This window comes from Bradyrhizobium sp. CCGB01, assembly GCF_024199795.1.
GTDB lineage: Bacteria > Pseudomonadota > Alphaproteobacteria > Rhizobiales > Xanthobacteraceae > Bradyrhizobium.
In genome coordinates, this window is sequence record NZ_JANADK010000001.1 from 5,363,065 (window position 1) to 5,379,109 (window position 16,045).

The 16,045-nt window shown below is 66.0% G+C and carries 15 protein-coding genes; 7 read left to right on the top strand and 8 right to left on the bottom strand.

What is annotated here, in order from left to right:
* Positions 1–37: 37 nt before the first annotated feature.
* From NLM25_RS24750 to NLM25_RS24765, 4 genes are all read right to left on the bottom strand, one after another.
* Positions 38–2,131, bottom strand: coding sequence for a methyl-accepting chemotaxis protein (locus tag NLM25_RS24750; protein ID WP_254138724.1), 2,094 nt, complete (start codon positions 2,129–2,131; stop codon positions 38–40).
* Between the two features lie 143 nt (positions 2,132–2,274).
* On the bottom strand, positions 2,275–3,483 hold the full coding sequence (locus tag NLM25_RS24755; protein WP_254138725.1) for an MFS transporter: 1,209 nt from the start codon (positions 3,481–3,483) through the stop codon (positions 2,275–2,277).
* Positions 3,483–4,331 carry a 3-deoxy-8-phosphooctulonate synthase gene (kdsA, locus tag NLM25_RS24760; RefSeq protein ID WP_254138726.1) on the bottom strand — a complete coding sequence of 283 codons (849 nt, stop codon included), beginning with the start codon at positions 4,329–4,331 and terminating at the stop codon, positions 3,483–3,485. The genes NLM25_RS24755 and kdsA overlap by 1 nt, the downstream gene beginning before the upstream one ends.
* A gap of 126 nt (positions 4,332–4,457) precedes the next feature.
* The gene (locus tag NLM25_RS24765; protein WP_254119874.1) at positions 4,458–4,784 is read right to left on the bottom strand and encodes an NIPSNAP family protein; all 327 of its coding nucleotides are present in this window, start codon (positions 4,782–4,784) and stop codon (positions 4,458–4,460) included.
* 198 nt (positions 4,785–4,982) lie between these two features.
* Between NLM25_RS24765 and NLM25_RS24770 the strand changes: the two genes are divergently transcribed.
* From NLM25_RS24770 to NLM25_RS24780, 3 genes are all read left to right on the top strand, one after another.
* Positions 4,983–5,657 carry a response regulator transcription factor gene (locus NLM25_RS24770; RefSeq protein WP_254119875.1) on the top strand — a complete coding sequence of 225 codons (675 nt, stop codon included), beginning with the start codon at positions 4,983–4,985 and terminating at the stop codon, positions 5,655–5,657.
* Positions 5,654–7,030, top strand: a complete 1,377-nt coding sequence (locus tag NLM25_RS24775; protein WP_254138727.1) for a HAMP domain-containing sensor histidine kinase — start codon at positions 5,654–5,656, stop codon at positions 7,028–7,030. Before NLM25_RS24770 ends, NLM25_RS24775 begins: the two co-directional genes overlap by 4 nt.
* 111 nt (positions 7,031–7,141) lie before the next feature.
* Complete coding sequence (locus NLM25_RS24780) at positions 7,142–7,777, top strand: class I SAM-dependent methyltransferase (RefSeq protein WP_254138728.1); 636 nt, start codon at positions 7,142–7,144, stop codon at positions 7,775–7,777.
* Here NLM25_RS24780 and NLM25_RS24785 read toward each other — a convergent pair.
* The 3 genes from NLM25_RS24785 to tpiA form a co-directional block, all read right to left on the bottom strand.
* A complete protein-coding gene (locus NLM25_RS24785) occupies positions 7,774–9,405 on the bottom strand; it encodes a CTP synthase (protein ID WP_254119878.1) in 1,632 nt (543 codons plus the stop codon). The genes NLM25_RS24780 and NLM25_RS24785 overlap by 4 nt on opposite strands.
* 166 nt (positions 9,406–9,571) lie before the next feature.
* Complete coding sequence (secG, locus tag NLM25_RS24790) at positions 9,572–9,958, bottom strand: preprotein translocase subunit SecG (protein ID WP_254119879.1); 387 nt, start codon at positions 9,956–9,958, stop codon at positions 9,572–9,574.
* A gap of 140 nt (positions 9,959–10,098) precedes the next feature.
* Entirely contained in the window at positions 10,099–10,854 is a 756-nt protein-coding gene (tpiA, locus tag NLM25_RS24795; RefSeq protein ID WP_254138729.1) for a triose-phosphate isomerase, read from the bottom strand.
* A 223-nt stretch (positions 10,855–11,077) separates the two neighbouring features.
* Here tpiA and NLM25_RS24800 point away from each other — a divergent pair, with 223 nt between their 5' ends.
* From NLM25_RS24800 to moaC, 4 genes are read left to right on the top strand one after another with little or no spacing between them, the layout of a single operon-like run.
* Positions 11,078–12,976 (top strand): peptidylprolyl isomerase, encoded by a 1,899-nt coding sequence (locus tag NLM25_RS24800; RefSeq protein WP_254138730.1) that lies wholly within the window; start codon positions 11,078–11,080, stop codon positions 12,974–12,976.
* Between the two features lie 14 nt (positions 12,977–12,990).
* Positions 12,991–14,004 (top strand): anthranilate phosphoribosyltransferase, encoded by a 1,014-nt coding sequence (gene trpD / locus NLM25_RS24805; RefSeq protein WP_254138731.1) that lies wholly within the window; start codon positions 12,991–12,993, stop codon positions 14,002–14,004.
* A gap of 8 nt (positions 14,005–14,012) precedes the next feature.
* Positions 14,013–14,834 carry an indole-3-glycerol phosphate synthase TrpC gene (trpC, locus tag NLM25_RS24810; RefSeq protein ID WP_254138732.1) on the top strand — a complete coding sequence of 274 codons (822 nt, stop codon included), beginning with the start codon at positions 14,013–14,015 and terminating at the stop codon, positions 14,832–14,834.
* Between the two features lies 1 nt (position 14,835).
* Positions 14,836–15,351, top strand: a complete 516-nt coding sequence (gene moaC / locus NLM25_RS24815; protein ID WP_254138733.1) for a cyclic pyranopterin monophosphate synthase MoaC — start codon at positions 14,836–14,838, stop codon at positions 15,349–15,351.
* 1 nt (position 15,352) lies between these two features.
* Here the strand turns inward: moaC and NLM25_RS24820 are convergent, their stop codons facing one another.
* The gene (locus NLM25_RS24820) at positions 15,353–15,946 is read right to left on the bottom strand and encodes a CGNR zinc finger domain-containing protein (protein ID WP_254138734.1); all 594 of its coding nucleotides are present in this window, start codon (positions 15,944–15,946) and stop codon (positions 15,353–15,355) included.
* Between the last annotated feature and the right edge of the window lie 99 nt (positions 15,947–16,045).

A 16,045-nucleotide genomic window follows, 5' to 3' on the forward strand; every position in this document is an offset into this window, starting at 1 on the left:
GCGTCCAAAGAGCAAAATCCGAGCAATAGAGCAGGTCTTACGCCACCGCCCTCACCTTGCTGATGAAACCGTCGACCTCCGAGGTCAGCGAGGTCGACTGGCTCGACAGATTGGCCGCAGCCTTGAGCACGCCGGACGCGGCGCGGCCGGTCTCGCTCGCCGCCGACGACACGGTTGCGATGTTGCGCGTCACGGTCGAGGTTGCCTCCGCCGTGTGCTGCACGGTGTTTGCGATCTCGGCAGTCGCCTTGTTCTGCTCCTCGATGGCGGCGGCGATGACGCGGTTGATGCTCGAGACTTCCTCGATGGTCTTGACGATGCCGTCGATCGCCGAGACCGCCTTCTGCGTTGCCCCCTGGATCTCCGTGATCTGGGCGCTGATCTCTTCGGTGGCCTTCGCGGTCTGCGAGGCCAGGTTCTTCACCTCGCTCGCCACGACCGCAAAGCCCCTGCCGGACTCGCCGGCGCGAGCTGCTTCGATGGTCGCGTTCAGCGCCAGCAGATTGGTCTGTCCCGCGATCGAGGTGATGAGACCGATGACCTCGCCGATACGATCGGCGCCGTCGGCGAGCGCACGCATGGTGCTGTCGGTCTCCTTGACGGTGACGACCGCCTGCTCGGTGGCGCGCGTTGCCTGCTCGACCTGACGGTTGATCTCGCGGATCGAGGCGTTGAGCTCCTCCGCCGCAGCCGCCACGGTCTGCACGCCGCCGCCGACCTGGTCGGCAAGCGTCGAGGCCGAACCGGCCTGGGCCTGGGCTTCGGCGGCCGTGCCGGACATCGAGCGAGCCGTCGTCTCCAGCTCGCCCGAGGCGCTCGACAGCGCCTGCACCATCTGGCCGATCCGGCCTTCGAACTGCCGCACGAGGCCGGACATTTCGGACGCACGCTTTTCCTTGTCGGCGCGCTCGGCAGCCTGGTCGCCGGACAGGCGCTCGGCGTTGATCATGGCGTCCTTGAACACCTGCAATGCCGCGGCCATGCGGCCGATCTCGTCGTTGCGGCCGAAGCCCGGCACGTCGCTGGCAAAATCGTGCGCGGCGAAGCGGGTCATGACGCCGGTAATCGCGGTCAGCGGACGGGTGACGCGGTTGCGCATCAGGAACAGCCCGCCCACCGTCAGTGTGAGCGAGGCCGGCGCCAGCAGACCGAACAGGATCAGGCTGAAGCGGGCGCGCGAGGCGCCCTCCTCGGCCCGCGAGATCATGTTGGCGAGCGCGGTCTGCGTGACGATGACGACATTGTTGGCGCCGACCAGCTGGCGATCACGGTACTCCATACCGACGACGCCGGCAGGCTCGCCGGCAAGCAGCTTGGTCGCAATCGCATTGCGCTCGTCGCTGAGCGCGCCGGAGATTTCCGGCTCGGCGTTGCGGATCGCCTGCAACAGCTCGGGCGAGGCCACATTCGGGCTGAGGTCGCGCACCACGACCCAGGACTGCTGGATGCGGCCGCGCAGATCGGCGAACTGGACGCCGTCGGCGGCGGTCCAGGTCTTGTTGGCGAGGATCGAGGAGAACTGGATCAGAATGGTCTGACCGGCATTGGCGCGGGCCTGCCAGGAGGCCTGCTTGGCGATCAGGAGGCGATCGACCACAGGGTCGATCAGCGTCATCGCGTTGTCGACATGAGCGGTGACGTCGCCGATGGCGTCCATATAGGCATCGCTGATCCTGGCCCAGCTCGGCTGCAGGTTCGCATCACGCGCGCCCTTCTCCTGCTTCAGAGCCGTGATGGCACGCGGCCTCAGTTCCTCAAGCTGCGCCCAGATGCCGCGGAGCTTGTCGAGCTTCTCGGCAAGACCGGGGGCTTCGACGGAAGCGAGGCTCTCCAGGGCCTGTGCGTGATTCTTCTGCACGGTGGCGCGCTGCCCGGAGAGGCTGGTCATGACGCTGTCGGGAGCGGGGGCGGCCGCTGCGAGATAGCTCAGCGTATCACCACGCTCCAGGCGAAAGATCACCAGCGTGTTGGTCAGGTCGCGGCTGGCGACCGCGAGCGAGACGATGCGGTTGCTGTCCGAGTAGCGCGTCACCGCCAGCTTCAGCGCATAGGCGGAGATGACGACGAGGACGAGACCGAGAGACCCAACCACCGTGCCGAGGATACGGGCGACCGAACGCTGCTTTTGCATCGACTGATCCATAGATGTTGCCGCCAATTCGCGGTTTGCGGTCAATCTATGGAGCGAACGGTGAGATTTGATTTAAGATTGAAGGGATTTGGCTACCATTCTTTCCCGGGAAAATACGGAGAGCTGGTAGCTCGATACTTCCGTCAGGCGCGTGCGTCCGAGGGAGCCCGCTGCTTGAGCAGCCGGGCACAGACGAGGCCGAGCACCACCATGATCGCGGCGCTCACAAGCAGGGTCGGCACCTTGCCGGCGTGCTGGAGCCCGATTCCATAGGCGAGCGGTCCGACCGTCTGGCCCATGAAGAAAAAGAACGAGTGCAGCGACAGCGCGGTCGCGCGGGCCTCGACCGAGAGCTCGCTGGCAAACACCTGCAAGCAGCCATGGGCCATGTAGAAGCCCCAGCCCATCACGACGAGGTTGAGCGCCTGCACCTCCCAGCGCGGGCCGAAGGCGACGGCAACGAGCTGCGAGGCTACCAACGTCATGCCCGCGATCATCATGCCTTTGACGCCGAGCCGCGGCAGCATGCGCGACACCGTCAGCGTGTAGAACAGGCCGCCGACCGCGAAGCCCGCGATGACGAGGCCCGCGATCGACAGCGAGGTCTGGCCGAGCTCGAACAGGAACGAGGCGATGTAGGGAAACAGGCCGAGCACGCAGCAGCCTTCGACGAACACCGCCGAATAGCACACGTAAGCGTTGGGATTGGTGAAGATGGTGCGATAGCCCGCCTTCAGCGCCGACAGGCTCGTCTTCGGCGGATGCTTCACCTTGGCGCCACGAAAGCCGGCTGCGACCGCGATCGAGGCAGCGATCACGAGCACGCCGAGCACCGCCAGCACGCCGCGCCAGCCGAGGAAATCACCGATCAAGCCGGAGGCCGAGGCGCCGAGCAGATTGCCGGTCATCGCGCCGGCGAGCGTGCGGCTGATCGCGACCTGGCGCTTCTCCGGCCCGACCAGATCGCTGGTCAGGCTCAGCGCCACCGGAAACACGCCGCCGGAGCCGATGCCGGCAAGCACGCGGGTGGCAAACAGGACCGAGAACGAGGTCGAGAGCGCGCCCAGGATGTTGGCAAGGCCGAGCAGCGCGAGGCAGCCGATCATCAGCCGCGTCTTGCCGAACAGATCGGCGGCGGCGCCGACGATCGGCTGGATGATCGAAAACGTAAAGGCGAACACCGCGGCAAAGCCTGCGGCGGTCGCGATGCTGACGCCGAAATCCTCGGCGACGTGCGGCAGCACCGGATCGAGCGCACGCGCCGAGAGTGCTGCTGCGAAACTTGCGCCGGATATGACGTAGAGCGCGGCCGGCAAGCCGTGATCGTGCGGCCGCGCCTCGCCGTGCTGCATCAGCGCGGATTCTTTGCGAGCGCGTCGAACGCCATGAGCGTGCGGATCAGCCCTTCGAACTCGCGCAGCGGCACCATGTTGGGTCCGTCGGAGGGTGCGTTATCGGGATCGGGATGGGTCTCGACGAAGACGCCGGCAACCCCGACCGCAACGGCCGCGCGTGCGAGCACCGGGACGAATTCGCGCTCGCCGCCCGAGGATGTCCCCTTCCCGCCCGGTTGCTGCACCGAATGGGTGGCGTCGAAGATCACGGGCGCGCCGGTGGTACGCGCCAGGATCGGCAGCGCGCGCATGTCGGAGACCAGCGTGTTGTAGCCGAACGAGGCGCCGCGTTCGGTGACGAGCACGTTGGCATTGTTCGCGCTCGTGATCTTGGTCACGACATTGGCCATGTCCCAGGGCGCGAGGAATTGCCCCTTCTTGACGTTGACGACCTTGCCCGTCGCGGCGGCCGCAAGCAGCAGATCGGTCTGCCGGCACAGGAAGGCCGGGATCTGGAGGACGTCCACGGCTTGCGCCACCTCGGCGCACTGCGCAGCATCATGCACGTCGGTCAGCACCGGCAGGCCGAGCGAGGCGCGGATCTCGGCGAAGATCGGCAGCGACTGCGCGAGGCCAAGACCGCGCGCAGCGGACGCGCTGGTGCGGTTCGCCTTGTCGAACGAGGTCTTGTAGACGAGGCCGACCTTCAGCCGCGCGGCGATCTCCTTCAGCGCGGAGGCCACCTCCAGCGCATGCTGGCGGCTTTCGAGCTGGCACGGTCCGGCAATGATCGAGATCGGCAGATCATTGCCGAATTTGACCGTGCCAATGGTGACGACGGGCGCCGCTGACGTCGAAGAGCTCAAGGCCAATATCCCTCGTTTCGCCGCGACCATAGCGGCGATGGGGGGCGGATCAACCCTCTTTGGCCCGGGCTGCCAGAATATCAGGGTTGCGCCGGGGTTCCCCGGCGCGCCCTGTGCCGAATGTCGCTACTTGACCGACGAGAAGGCAGTCGGGGTCAGGATCTGGCTGACGATATTGCCGACGATCTGGCCATCGGCCTCGCTCTCGGCGCGCGCTTTCATCCAATCCGGATCGGTCATGAAGGCGCCCCACTTCTTCTCGCGCTCGGCGAGCGACTCCCAGGCCAGGAAATAGGTCAGCTCCTGGTTGGAGTCACCGATCAGGGTGGTGAAGAAGCCGGCCTGCTTGATGCCGTGCTTTTCCCACAGCTTCAGCGTCACCGTCTCGAACCGCTTCAAGAGCGCCGGCAGGCGGCCGGGCACGCAGCGGTAGATGCGCATTTCATAGATCATTCTTGCTTCCTCCCTGATCAGGTCGGGCGGTTATAGCGGCTGGCCATGATGGTGTCTTGAGCGCCGCCCGGTCGCCCCCGCAGCGTTTCGCGCATGGCTGGACAGGTCTTGACAGCCAACCGGCGCGGTTCGCTCCCGCAATGCTGCCGTAATGATCGGGCCGCTAGAACAGTCCAGTTGCAGCCAGGTGCCGGGATCATGCGGATTTTGCTCGTCGAGGATGAAGCGGAGATGGCCGGCGCATTGGCGTCGGCCTTGAAGCGCTACGACATGGTGGTGGATCACGTGCCCACGCTGGCCGAGGCGGAAGAGGCAATCTCCTCCGACGTCCATGCCGCCGTCCTGCTCGACCGTCAGCTGCCAGACGGCGACGGCCTTTCCCTGATCCCAAAACTTCGCGCGCGCGCCGACGGCGTGCCGATCATCGTCCTGACCGCACGCGGCGAGCTCGCCGACCGCATCACCGGGCTCGACAGCGGCGCGGACGATTATCTGGCAAAGCCGTTTGCGGTCGAAGAATTGCTGGCACGCCTGCGCGCCGTGTTGCGTCGGCCCGCCGGCCTCACGCCGGACGTGATCCGCGCCGGCCGCCTCACCTTCGATGTCGGCCATCGCGAAGCCAGTATCGACGGTCAGTCGTTCGAGCTGCCGCGCCGCGAATTGCTGGTGCTCGAAGCCCTGATCCGCCGCATGGGCCGGACCGTGCTGCGCTCGGCGCTGGAAGAGGCCGTCTACAATTTCGATGACGAGATCCAGTCGAACGCCTTGGACACCCACATCTCGCGGCTGCGGCGCAAGCTTGCCGAGGCCGATGCCGGCGTGGAAATCCACGGCATTCGTGGCGTCGGCTATCTCCTGAAGAAGCTGCCATGAGCAAGCACGACGATCCCTATTGCCTGCGCTCGCGGCTCAGCTGGCGCCTCCTCTCGCTCCAGGCCGCCATTCTGGTTGCGCTGATTGCGGTCGTCCTCGCCGGGCTGTGCGCATCCGGCTTCGCGCTGGCCGAGCGGGATGAAGATCGCGTGATCGACGTCGTGCAACGCGCGATCGCGCGCGACGCGCAAGGCGGCCTGATGCTGCGCCAGACGCCCGAACTGAAGCAGCTGCGTGGTGAAACGCCCGATCTCTGGTTTCAGGTCCGCGACAAGCAGGGACACTCGCTCAGCGAGGGCGTCGTGCCGGCCGAATTCGCCGCGATCGGCGGCGGTCTCGACCAGATTAGCCAGGCACGGCTCGGCTGGCAGCTGTTCGAGGACGATCCGCGCAAGCCGGCCGCCCGTCTGAAGCGCGTCGATACCGACGCCGGCAATGTGCAGATTATCACGGCGACCCAGGGGCGGCTCACCGGCACCAAGGCGTTGTTCATGACATCGCTTGCGTTCCTCGGTATCGCCCTGCCCGGTCTGCTCCTGATGGGAACGGCGACCTTCATTGCGACACCGATGATCGTGCAGCGTGCCTTCCGGGGGCTCGACACCACGGCGGACGAGGCACGACGCATTGACATCCATCAGCGCGGCGCGCGGCTGTCGGTCGCGCAAATTCCGCTGGAGGTCGTGCCGCTCGTCACTGCGATCAACGACGCGCTGGCGCGACTCGACCAGGGCTATGCCCGCCACAAGCGCTTCGTCGCCGACGCCGCGCACGAGTTGCGCACGCCAATCGCGATCCTGAACACGCGCCTGGAATCACTTCCGTCAAGCCCGGACAAGACCCGTCTGCTGGAGGATTCCGCCCGGCTGGCGACGCTTGCCGAGCAATTGCTCGACATCCAGCGGCTCGACCGCTGCGGCCATCCATTCACACGCGTGGACCTCGTCGCGATTGCGCAAAGCGCGGCCGCCGATCTTGCACCGCTGGCCATTGCCGCCGGGTACGAGCTGGCCCTCGATGCCCCTGCAACACCGGTCGAGACGATCGGCGACGCGGCGGCCCTGGAGCGGGCGCTGACCAATCTCGTGCAGAATGCGATCCAGCACGGCCCTCGCCGCGGCACGATCGGCATTCGCGTCAGCAAGCCCGCATGCATCGAGGTCACCGATGAAGGCCCCGGCATTCCAGCCGATCAGCGCGAGATGATCTTCGAGCCGTTCTACCGGCTCGCGCCGCTCGACCGCGGCGCCGGCCTCGGCCTCAACATGGTGCGCGAGATCGTGCTCCTGCACGGCGGCCACGTCACGGTCACCGACGGGCCGAACGGCGGGACGTGCTTCAGGATGACTCTGGCGCCGGCCCGGCAGAGCTGATTCAATTCGCCCGTTGCGGCTCATGCGCAATGCAGTCGCAATGCACTTCAGCGACTCTTCGATTGGCCTCACCTCTGACCTGCGAGGCGCAACCAAGATGCCGGAGTGCGCATGCCCAACGATTTCCTCTCGTTCTTCCTGTCCTGGATGTCAGCCCCGCGTCGCGTCGGCGCGATCGCGCCGTCAGGTGCGGCGCTGGCCGATCTCATCACCCGCGAGATTACCGCATCGACCGGCCCCGTTCTCGAGCTCGGCCCCGGCACCGGCGCGTTCACCTACAAGCTGCTCAAGCGCGGCGTTCGCCAGCAGGACCTCACGCTGATCGAATACGGCTCCGACTTCATGAAGCTGCTCCAGATGAGGTTTCCCAACGCGCGCGTGTTGTGGATGGATGCGGGGCGACTGACGACGGAGCGCCTCTATGACGGCGCGCCGGTCGGCGCGGTCGTGAGCGGCCTGCCGTTGCTCAACATGTCGACGCGCAAGGTCGTCTCGATCATCGGTGGCGCGTTCAGTTACGTCCGCCCCGGCGGCGCCTTCTACCAGTTCACCTATGGGATGAGCTGCCCGATTCCACGGCCGGTGCTCGACAGGCTTGGCCTGCGCGCGAAGATCGTCGACCGGGCGATGCTGAACGTGCCACCGGCGGCCGTCTACAAGCTGACGCGACGGCCGCAGATGAAGCTCATTGCGGGATCGCTCGCGCCCGACGCATCAACGCCGGTCGCGGCCGAAGCGGATTGCTAGACCAGCCGCGACTGCACCATCGCCGCCTGAATGAACGAGGCGAACAGCGGGTGCGGCTCGAATGGGCGCGACTTCAGTTCGGGGTGGAACTGGACGCCGATGAACCAGGGGTGATCCTCGTATTCGACGATCTCCGGCAGCACGCCGTCGGGCGAGAGGCCGGAGAATTTCAGCCCGTGCTGCTCGAGGCGATCCTTGTAGGCGGTGTTGACCTCGTAGCGGTGGCGGTGGCGCTCGGAAATCTCGGTCGCGCCGCCATAGACCTGCGAGACGCGGCTGCCGCGGTTGAGCGCGGCGGGATAGGCGCCCAGACGCATCGTGCCGCCGAGATCGCCGGCCTTGGAGCGCTTCTCGAGCTCGTTGCCGCGCAGCCATTCGGTCATCAGGCCGACCAGCGGCTCCTTGGTCGGGCCGAACTCGGTGGAGTTGGCGTCCTCGATGCCGACGAGGTTTCGCGCGGCTTCGATCACCGCCATCTGCATGCCGAAGCAGATGCCGAAATACGGCACGTTCCGCTCACGCGCGAACTGCGCTGCGCGGATCTTGCCTTCGGCGCCGCGCTGGCCGAAGCCGCCCGGCACCAGAATGCCGTTGACGTGTTCGAGGAACGGCGCGGGATCTTCCTTCTCGAAGATCTCGCTCTCGATCCAGTCGAGATTGACCTTCACCTTGTTGGCGATGCCGCCATGCGAGAGCGCCTCGATCAGCGACTTATACGCATCCTTCATGCCGGTGTATTTGCCGACGATGGCGATGGTGACGTTGCCCTCGGGATTGCGGACGCGCTCGTTGATCTGCTGCCAGCTGCGCAGCTCCGGCGGAATCCGCGAGCCGATACCGAAGGCGGCAAGCACTTCGTCGTCCAGGCCCGCGTTGTGATAGGCCTCGGGCACTGCGTAGATGTTGTCGACGTCGCGCGCTTCGATCACGGCGCTTTCGCGCACGTTGCAGAACAGGCCGAGCTTGCGCCGCTCTTCCTTCGGGATCTCGCGGTCGGTGCGGCAGAGCAGGATGTCCGGCTGGATACCGATCGAGCGCAGCTCCTTCACCGAGTGCTGCGTCGGTTTGGTCTTCAGTTCGCCGGCGCTCGGGATGTAGGGCAGCAGCGTGAGGTGGATGTAGACGGCATGATCGCGCGGCAGCTCGTTCTTGAGCTGGCGGATCGCCTCGAAGAACGGCAGGCCCTCGATGTCGCCGACAGTGCCGCCGATCTCGACCAGCACGAAGTCGTATTCGTCGTTGCCGTCGAGGACGAATTCCTTGATGGCGTTGGTGACGTGCGGAACCACCTGGATGGTCGCGCCGAGATAATCGCCGCGGCGCTCCTTGGAGATGATGTCCTGGTAGATGCGGCCCGTCGTGATGTTGTCGGCCTTGGTCGCAGGCCGGCCCGTGAAGCGCTCGTAGTGACCGAGATCGAGATCGGTCTCCGCGCCGTCATCGGTCACGAATACTTCGCCGTGCTGATACGGCGACATCGTTCCGGGATCGAGGTTGAGATAGGGGTCGAGCTTGCGGAGGCGGACCTTGTAGCCCCGGGACTGCAGCAGGGCACCGAGTGCCGCTGAAGCCAGACCCTTGCCGAGCGAAGAAACCACGCCGCCGGTGATGAATATGTACCGCGCCATGGGACCTAACCTCTAATCCCTCGAATTCGATTCGCCAAAGCGATTCGTATTCCGCCCCAAAGATTTTGCGGGCCTGTGGGTGAACCAAAACTAAGTGTGGTGACAGAACCTTGATGGGGGTTCTTGATGCAGGACGGTAGAAGCCGCCCTGCATGGCCCCCCTGCTTTATTGCGAGCGCGGCACCTGCGGGCCGGCCGGCGCCTGGTTCTGCTGCTGCTCGTCGGCCTTCTTCAGCGAATCCAGGATGCCGCCCGAGGTCGGCGGCGCGATTGGCGATCCGCCGGCCGGCTGGCTCTGCGACCCCGGCTGGCCAATGATCGACGAGGGCGCGCGGCTGTAGCCGGCGTGCCAGGACAGGAACAGGCTGGTCAGGAAGAAGCCGGCGGCCAGGATCGCGGTGGTCCGGGTCAACAGATTCGCGGTGCCGCGGCTCGACATGAAGCCCGCGCCGCCCCCCATGCCGAGGCCGCCGCCTTCCGACTTCTGGAGCAGGACGGCGCCGATCATGACGGCAACGATCATGAGGTGAATGACGATGACAACGGTTTGCATAGTGTCCTTCCGTCACAAGCCGACAGCGCCGAGACGGCGGCCGATCGCGCTTCGCGGGTTTTCCTGAAGTTGCGCGGTGTTACACGATCGGAAGGGGCATTGCCACCCCCGATCGGGTCGGATCAAGGCTTTGCGGTTAGCTAGGGGCAGCCCTTGGCAATCGCAAGGAAATCGGCCGCCTTCAGGCTGGCGCCGCCGACCAGCGCACCGTTGACGTTTTTCACGGACATCAGTTCGGCCGCGTTCGACGGCTTGACCGAGCCGCCGTAGAGGATGCGCATCTTCCCGCCATCGGCCTTGAACCGGGAGGTCAGGAGTTCCCTGATAAACCCATGAATCTGCTCGACATCCTGGGCTGTGGGGGTCAGGCCGGTGCCGATCGCCCAGACCGGCTCGTAGGCCACGACCAGATTGGCCGCGGTCGAGCCGTCGGGCAGCGAGCCATCGAGCTGACCGCGCAGGACGTCCAGGGTCTGGCCGGCATCGCGCTGGCCCTGGGTCTCACCGATGCAGACGATCGCAGTGACCCCGGCCCGCCAGGCGGCCTCGGCCTTCTGCCGGATCAGGGCATCGCCCTCGCCGTGGTCGGCGCGGCGCTCGGAATGGCCGACGATGATGGCGGTCGCACCGGCGTCCACCAGCATTTCGGCAGCGATATCGCCGGTGTGGGCGCCGGAGGCCTTGGGGTGGCAATCCTGCGCCCCCACCGCGACCTTGCTGCCGCGTGCCTTGTCGGCGTAAGCCGCGATCAGGGTCGCCGGCGGGCAGACCAGCAGGTCCGCCTTGGCGGCCACCTCTGCCGCGCCCTTGAGCATGGCGTCGAATTCGGCAGCCGAGCCCTTCAGGCCGTTCATTTTCCAGTTGCCGGCGATCAGCGGTCGGATGGCATCGGTCATGTCAATTTCCAGCAGAATGAGGTTTGTGCATGCGCTAGCAGAGCTGTTGCGGCAGTTCCAGAGACCAGGGGCTTTTAACCGCAGCTTCGCGAGACCGCGGGACCCGAGGTTGCGGGGGGAAAGCCGCCACTTTATGATGATTGATCAATTTGGTGACGCGCTTTTGCGGAATCTGCATTAAGACGCGCTCCCGTTCCCCTCCTGACCAAACAAGTTGGACCAAATGCTTCGAGGAATGCGCAAGGCCTCATCAAACTGGGTCGGCAAGACCATTATGGCGATCGTGATGGGCGTGCTGATCATCAGTTTCGGCATTTGGGGCATCGCCGACATCTTCAAGGGCTTCGGGCAGTCCACGGTGGCCAAGGTCGGTAGCACCGAAATCTCGCTGAACGAGTTCCGCCAGATCTACACCGACCGCCTCCAGCAGATCAGCCGCCAGTTCGGCCGGCCGCTGACGCCCGACCAGGCGCGTGCCTTCGGCCTCGACCGCCAGGTGCTCCAGCAGACGATCGCGGAAGCAGCCCTCGACGAGGAAGCCCGCCGGCTCGGGCTCGGCCAGTCCGACGAGCAGATCCGCCAGGTCATCATGAACGACCCCAACTTCAAGGGCGTCGGCGGCAGCTTCGATCCGAACCGCTTCCAGGCCGTGATCCGCAATTTCGGCTATACCGAGCAGCGCTACGTCTCCGAGCAGCGCAAGGTGTCGCTGCGCCGGCAGATCACCGGCACGATCGGCGCCGGCCTCGAACCGCCGAAGGCCATGATCGACGTGCTGACGCGCTTCCAGAACGAGCAGCGCGCGATCGAATTCGTCAGGCTCGACGCCGCGCAGGCCGGCACCATCGACGCCCCCTCGCCCGAAGCACTCGCCGCCTATTTCGAGGATCACAAGGTCCAGTTCCGCGCGCCCGAATATCGCAAGATTTCCTTCGTCGTGGTCTCGCCGGAAGAGATCGGCAAATGGAGCGAGGTCTCCGACGAGGACGCCAGGAAGGTGTTCGATCAGCGTAAGGACCGGCTCGGCACCCCGGAGAAGCGCCAGATCCAGCAGCTCGTGTTTCCCAACGCCGCCGAGGCGCAGGCCGCGCGCGAGCGCCTCGTTGCCGGGACGTCGTTCGAGGACCTCGCCAAGGAGCGCGGCCTCAGCGCCTCCGACGTCGACCTCGGGCTTGTGACCAAATCCTCGCTCGACTCCGCGGTCGGGAATGCCGCCTTCGCGCTTCCCGCAGGCGAGATCAGCCAGCCGATCCAGGGCGCTCTCGGCACCTCGATCGTCAAGGTCGGCAAGATCGAGCCGGGCAATGAGGCGAACTACGCCAGCCTTGCCAACGACATCAAGCGCGAGATCGCGACCGAACGCGCGCGCGTCAAGGTCAATGATCTCCGCGACAAGATGGAAGACGAGCGCGGCGGCGGCTCCAGCGTGATCGACGCAGCGCAGAAGCTCGGCCTCACTGCTGTGACCATCGACGCCGTCGACCGCTCCGGCCGCGGCCCGAACGGCCAGCCCGTCGCCAGCATCCCCCAGGGCCTCGACGTGGTGTCGCAGGCCTTCAACACCGATGTCGGCGTCGACAACGACTCGATCTCGTTCAAGGGCGGCTATGTCTGGTACGACGTGCTTGCCATCACGCCCTCGCGCGACCGCAGCCTCGACGAGGTCCGTGACCAGGTCGAGGCGCGCTGGCGCCAGGACCAGATCGCCGCCAAGCTGAAGACCAAGGCGACCGAGATGGTGCAGAAGCTCGAAGCGGGCGGCAAGCTCGCTGATGTGGCCGCCGCCATCAACGCCAAGGTCGAGACCGCCACCGGCTTCAAGCGCGACGACTCGCCCGCCGGCGTGCCCGCCAACGTCGTTACGGCCGCCTTCCGCACCGCCAAGGACGGCGTCGGACAGACCGCCGTGAACGGCGGCAGCGAGGTGATCATCTTCCGCGTCACCGACATCGTCGAACCCACCGTCGACGCCGCCTCCGACGCGGTGAAGAAGCTGAAGGACAGCCTCGACCGCGCGCTGACCGACGAGCAGGTCGCCTCCTACGTCAACAAGCTTGAAACCGACATCGGGACCACGATTAATCAGGCCGCCTTCGCGCAGGTGACCGGCGCGAACCAGTGAGTTGAAAGCACGCGATGGACGACCTGAAATCGATCATTGGAAAAGTGGCGACCGGCGCCAGCCTGTCGCGTGACGAAGCAGCTTCCGCCTTCGACGCCATGATGTCCGGCGAGGCCACGCCCTCGCAGATGGGCGGCCTCCTGATGGCACTGAGGGTACGCGGCGAGACCGTCGACGAGATCACCGGCGCGGTCTCGGCGATGCGCTCCAAGATGCTGACCGTGACGGCACCACCTGAGGCCGTCGACATCGTCGGCACCGGCGGCGACGGCTCCGGCTCGGTCAACGTCTCGACCTGCGCCTCCTTCATCGTCTCGGGCGCCGGGGTGCCGGTAGCCAAGCACGGCAACCGCGCGCTGTCGTCGCGCTCGGGCGCGGCCGACGTGCTGGCCTCGCTCGGCGTGAAGATCGACCTCAGGCCTGAGCAGGTCGGGCTCTGCGTGCGCGAATGCGGCATCGGCTTCATGTTTGCCCCCGCCCATCATCCCGCCATGAAGAACGTCGGCCCGACCCGGGTCGAGCTTGCGACGCGCACGATCTTCAATCTGCTCGGTCCCCTGTCGAATCCGGCCGGCGTGAAGCGGCAGATGGTCGGCGTATTCTCGCGGCAATGGGTGCAGCCGCTGGCGCAAGTGCTGAAGAACCTCGGCTCCGAATCCGCCTGGGTCGTGCACGGCTCCGACGGCCTCGATGAGATCACTCTCACCGGCCCGACCTTCGTTTCCGCGCTCCACAAGGGCGAGATCCGGAATTTCGAGGTGACGCCGGAAGACGCCGGCCTGTCGCGCTGCGAGCCCGGCGCGCTCAAAGGCGGCGACGCCGACGCCAATGCGATCGCCTTGCAGAGCGTGCTCGATGGCAAGCCGAGCCCCTATCGCGACGTCGCACTGATCAACGCCGCCGCTGCGCTGGTCGTGGCCGGCCGCGCCAAGGACCTCAAGGAGGGCGTTGCGATCGGTGCGAAGTCGCTCGACAGCGGCGCCGCGGGCGCGCGGCTGAAACACCTGATCGCGGTCTCGAACGGCTGAGCTTCCCCATGTCGGACATCCTGACCAAGATCGAAGCTTACAAGCGCGAGGAAATCGCAGCCGCCAGGCGCGCGCTGCCGCTGTCGGACGTCGAGGCCAAGGCCAAGGCGCAAGGTGCACCGCGCGGCTTCGTGCGCGCGATCAAGGCCAAGCACGCCAATGGCGACTACGCGCTGATTGCCGAGGTCAAGAAAGCCTCGCCGTCGAAGGGGCTGATCCGCGCCGATTTCGATCCGCCGCTTCTCGCCAGGGCCTATGAGGCCGGCGGCGCGGCCTGTCTGTCGGTGCTGACCGACACGCCATCGTTCCAGGGCCATCTCGACTTCATGGTGGCGGCACGCGAGGCAACGTCGCTACCCGTGCTGCGCAAGGATTTCATGTTCGACACCTATCAGGTGACTGAAGCCCGCGCGCATGGCGCCGACTGCATCCTGATCATCATGGCCGCACTCGACGATGCCACTGCCAAGGATCTCGAAGACGCCGCCCTCGCCTACGGCATGGACGCGCTGATCGAGATCCACGACCGCGCCGAGCTCGACCGCGCGCTGAAGCTGCGTTCGCCGATGATCGGCGTCAACAACCGCAATCTGCGCACCTTCGAGACCACGCTCGCGACCAGCGAGACGCTGGCACCGCTGATCCCTGCGGAGCGGCTGATGGTCGGCGAGAGCGGCATCTTCACGCCGGCCGATCTCGCCCGGCTCGAACGCGTCGGCATGTCGACCTTCCTGGTCGGCGAGAGCCTGATGCGCCAAGCCGACGTGACCGCGGCCACCCGTACGCTGCTCGCGCGAGAGAACGCGCCGCTCGCGACGGGTACGCGCTGACATGGCGCGCAAGCCCTCGAAGACCAGGCCTTCAAGAACGGCCGGCCCTGCCCTCACCCATATCGGCGCCTCCGGCGAGGCGCGGATGGTCGACGTGTCGGAGAAGCCCGCGACCGAACGACTCGCGGTCGCCGAAGGCCGCGTCGTCATGACCAAGGCGACGCTTGATCTCATCGTCTCGGGCAACGCCAAGAAAGGCGACGTGCTCGGCACCGCGCGCATCGCCGGCATCATGGCCGCCAAGCGCACCTCGGAGCTGATCCCGCTCTGTCATCCCCTCGTCCTGTCGAAGGTCACCGTCGACATCGAGCCCGACGCGAAACTGCCGGGCTGCCTCGTCCGCGCCAGCGTGAAGGTGACGGGCCCGACCGGCGTCGAGATGGAGGCGCTCACGGCCGTCTCGGTCGCCTGCCTCACCATCTACGACATGATCAAGGCGGTGGAACGCGGCGTGCGCATCGAGGGCATCCATCTCGTCGAGAAGCTCGGCGGCAAGTCGGGCCACTATCGCGCCTGACCTACTTCGCTTCGCGCTGCCGCTCGCGATAAGCACGCGTCTTCACCCGGTTGCCGCACAGCGTGGACATACACCAACGCCGCGTCGCCGGCTTCGACCGGTCGAAGAACACCCGGCGACATTCCTCCGAAGCGCACATCTTCAGCCGGTCGAGTGTTCCGAGAAGCGTTGCGTCGTGAAGCTCGATCGCGACCGCCGACAGACCGGCGAGCGCATCTTCGCGCGCTGCCGATAATATCGCGCCACGCCCCGGACGCGCCTCGACCCGCAATGGAAACGAAGCGAGTGCGCCATCAAGCGCACCGAGAATATCCCGATTCCGGCGCCGCTCGACCGGCTCGCATTGCAGATAGGCGCGTAGCGCTTCCCGCAGCCCCAGCGCGGCCTCGAACATCGCGGGCGTGACCCGCCCGCCTTCAGCACCAAGGCCGCGTTCCTGCATCCAGTCCGCAAGTTGCTTCGGCCCGGCGAGCTCGTCGCTCTGCGGGTGCTCCAAGCCGAAATGCATGAAATGGCGGACATCGAGCGTGTTGGCGAAATCGTAGACGTTCGCCAACGCGTCGGGAACCTTGAACTTGCGCGACTCTTTCGACATCGGAACACCGGAACGTTGAAACACCAGTAAAACAGATTTACCCGTTGACAGCAACCGACACCTGTATGTTAGTTATACTGGTGTCGATTGGAATAGAGC